4 protein-coding genes are annotated in these 3097 nt (G+C 32.5%); 3 read left to right on the top strand and 1 reads right to left on the bottom strand.

Annotation, left to right across the window (positions count from 1 at the left end; genetic code table 11):
- Positions 1 to 79: 79 nt before the first annotated feature.
- Complete coding sequence (locus AC979_RS00230) at positions 80 to 433, top strand: helix-turn-helix domain-containing protein (protein ID WP_000665063.1); 354 nt, start codon at positions 80 to 82, stop codon at positions 431 to 433.
- A 3-nt stretch (positions 434 to 436) separates the two neighbouring features.
- Positions 437 to 904, top strand: a complete 468-nt coding sequence (locus AC979_RS00225; protein ID WP_000357354.1) for a hypothetical protein — start codon at positions 437 to 439, stop codon at positions 902 to 904.
- A 158-nt stretch (positions 905 to 1062) separates the two neighbouring features.
- On the opposite strand, the gene AC979_RS10355 is transcribed toward AC979_RS00225, so the two are convergent.
- Positions 1063 to 1263 carry a hypothetical protein gene (locus tag AC979_RS10355; RefSeq protein WP_152670478.1) on the bottom strand — a complete coding sequence of 67 codons (201 nt, stop codon included), beginning with the start codon at positions 1261 to 1263 and terminating at the stop codon, positions 1063 to 1065.
- 901 nt (positions 1264 to 2164) lie between these two features.
- Here AC979_RS10355 and AC979_RS00220 point away from each other — a divergent pair.
- Positions 2165 to 2392 carry a hypothetical protein gene (locus tag AC979_RS00220; RefSeq protein ID WP_000997893.1) on the top strand — a complete coding sequence of 76 codons (228 nt, stop codon included), beginning with the start codon at positions 2165 to 2167 and terminating at the stop codon, positions 2390 to 2392.
- Positions 2393 to 3097: the final 705 nt, after the last annotated feature.

Below are 3097 nucleotides of genomic sequence, written 5' to 3'. Positions count from 1 at the left end.
AAAGTTTAAAAAAATAAAATAATTATTTTATTTTTTTAAACTTTGTGTTATAATAAAATTTATTTATTATGGTATCTTAATGAAAGAATCTCTAGAAAAAAAATGGGGTGAACATAACTTAGATGACGGATGGGTAGCAATCCCCATAGGGCTACTAAAAAAACAATCAGAACTAGATATATCACCTTTAGGTTTAAACATTATTATCAATTTACTGTCCTATTGGTGGTATTCAGATAGATCTCCATACCCATCTCAAGAAACTTTAGCTAATAGAATTGGAGTATCAAAAAGAAGTATTCAACGCGAAATAAAAAAATTAACTAGATTAGGGGTTATTGATAAATCTTCAACATTAAGAAGTGATAAAAAATACAAAGGGCGAAATATCTATGATCTAGAAAAATTAGTTAACTTATTAAATGGAAAGTAAAAAATGGATAAATTTACAATAAAAGGAGATGAAGAAAATCCTGATAGTTTCTGGCTGATCGATGGAAGTGAAGATTTTGCAATAATACCAGGCAATACGATAAGTGGAATATCTCACGACATGCCCATAAAGCTAAGTGTAGGTAATCAATTTTTTGGAGAAAGACACATAAGTATTAGGCATAACTTATGGGTAAAGAAAAGCATGAATCACAAAAATGAATATGATAAAAGATTGGTGCCAGCTCTCTTACATAAAAAACTTAATCAGGCTGGCGTAATATATGAAGCAGAAAAGAAAAAACTTGTAATACTTCTAAGATTATCCCCAAATACTACTTTAATTTTAAAAAATATGGGTCAATACTTATCTGTTACGACATTTTATTATAAGGAAAACAGTCCAGATGAATTATGGGTTGAAAAAGGTGATTATTTAAGCTCATTTGGAACTAAAAAGAAAAACTTTTAAAGAAAAAGGGCATAGATTTTGACATCTATGCCCTTTTTCTTGTAATCTGTTCGTTGCGTTCTTTGCTAACGATTAGACCCTAGACAAGTCAAATCTTAACAAAGGGTAGCTAGTAAAGCAAGTAATTTGCAAAGCGTCCCTACTACCAAAAAATCATTTCAACGACGTAAACAAGAAACGCAAGCCATAACTTCAAGGGTCAAAAGCTCGGACTGCTGGAAAGCATAAACAGGCAAATTGTGGTGTAAAAACAACGCACTTACAGCGAAACGTAAGCTCTGCCACCGTCTCACCGTACGACAACGGGTACCTGATAAACGAGAAGTTAAGGTTACAGCGGAATGAATGTTTAGGGTCACATAATTCCAACGAAAACACGCTTTTTTACTGGTAAGCCATTCACTTACCGATAACTAAGAACGTTACAAAGAAACGCGCTCTTTTGGGCGCTGTGGATTTGTGGATTGTTTAACGGTTTTTTGCCTACGGCACCGTATGGATAATGTTGATGGATAACTTGACGGCTTCGCCTTGCACAACTCTACGAGTTGCACACAAGTTACCACACGAGCATTATCCACACTAAAAACCTACAACCAACAAGCCCCACGAGCGCTAATAAATAATAAATATTTTTTTGTAATTTTTAAGGAAGAAAAGCCAAGCTAATATAAAAAAGTTAGCAATACTTTTCAGTAAAAGAAGTCGCCCAAAGGGCTCCGTATTTTTTAATACCACATCGGAGCTTTATGGCTTCTTTTATTTAAATTTTATGTGTTTATTTTGAAACACTGTCACTATTTAATATCTATCCTGCCTCTTGATTTAAGCAATTTATGGGTAAAAAGATTCTCTGGAGAGTCTGTAGAGATTCTCTAGAGAATCTTTTTGTATGCTAAATAGCATGTTTTTGTATGCTAAATAGCATGTTTTTGTATGCTATATCGCATCTAAAAAGATGCGATATAGCACAGGAAGGTGATTTCCTTAATAAAATCAAAGGTGTGCTGTATAGAATCTGTAGAGATGCTATATAGCATCTCCAATCCCCTATTCAAAATTTAATCACCATATACCTTAAGCATTGATTACTAAAGAAAAAAAGGCAAAATGCAATTTTGCGTTAGGTGTGTGACATCATTAAATTGTTAGCGTTTTTTAAGATAAAGATCTTGGGTCAGTTTTAATAAAATCTTATGAAATTTTATGACCTTATAATGGCGATCCTATGCCTAATGTTTAAGAGAGGAAAAGATAAAAATGAATGACATATTGATCGTTTTGATCGGTCTTTTTTCTTTGTGGTTATTTTTAAAATATAGGACTAAAAAACACCGTGAAAACCTTGTAAGTGCGTTTGAAAAATCTCACGCCAAATTTGCCGTAAATGGGAAATCTCAAGCAGCTTTTCAGAAAGCGGCAAAGGAATGGGAAAAGAAACATCCAATTAAGGCTCTAAAACGGCGTATAAAGCGTTTATTTTGGTAAATCGATAAAGGCATTGTCACTTGATGGCAATGCCTTTATCGATTCAGCAAGCCACTTGTGGCGCGGTAGCTTATTGTGCTGAAGTCGTTCACCTCTTCTTCTGCTAGTCAATGCTTTAAACTTCTTTAAAAGTCTTATCTTGGATCCGTAGATACAATCAATAGCCATTAATTTATATCGGAGGTTTAACATGATCACACTTGTGCTACAAATCATTTCATTACTGTTACAAATCTTGAAAGTGGTCTTAGAAATTTTAACTAAATTTGAGGTGATATAAGGTCGGTCAAATTTGCATAAACAAGCGATTTAAGTGACTAGAATCATTTAACATAATCGCACTTTATGCGAAGATAAGAATATAACTATGCAAATATAGAAAAAAATAAAACCGCCAAAAAGGCGGTTTTATTTTATAAATTCTTGAGTTCGAATGGCGTACGCAATTATAGTAAATCTATAATCGTTTTCTTAGAAAACCACATTCAAGTGTGAACTGTAATTTATACAGTTAGGCAATCCACTTCAGCATGTTTATCTCATCTAATATTGCCTAGAAGGATAATTCGTCTTCTGAAAACTCATAATTATGATATGACATTTTGTCACACTTAAAAGATGACAAAATGTCATGCAAATTATATATAATACTAAAATATATAAAGTTTAAAAAAATAAAATAATTATTTTATTTTTTTAAACTTT

This window comes from Parahaemophilus parainfluenzae, from assembly GCF_001053575.1.
In the GTDB taxonomy this organism is placed as follows: domain Bacteria; phylum Pseudomonadota; class Gammaproteobacteria; order Enterobacterales; family Pasteurellaceae; genus Haemophilus_D; species Haemophilus_D parainfluenzae_S.
The sequence above is the reverse complement of the archived record's forward strand: the minus strand, read 5'-3'. Positions and strand labels throughout refer to the sequence as shown.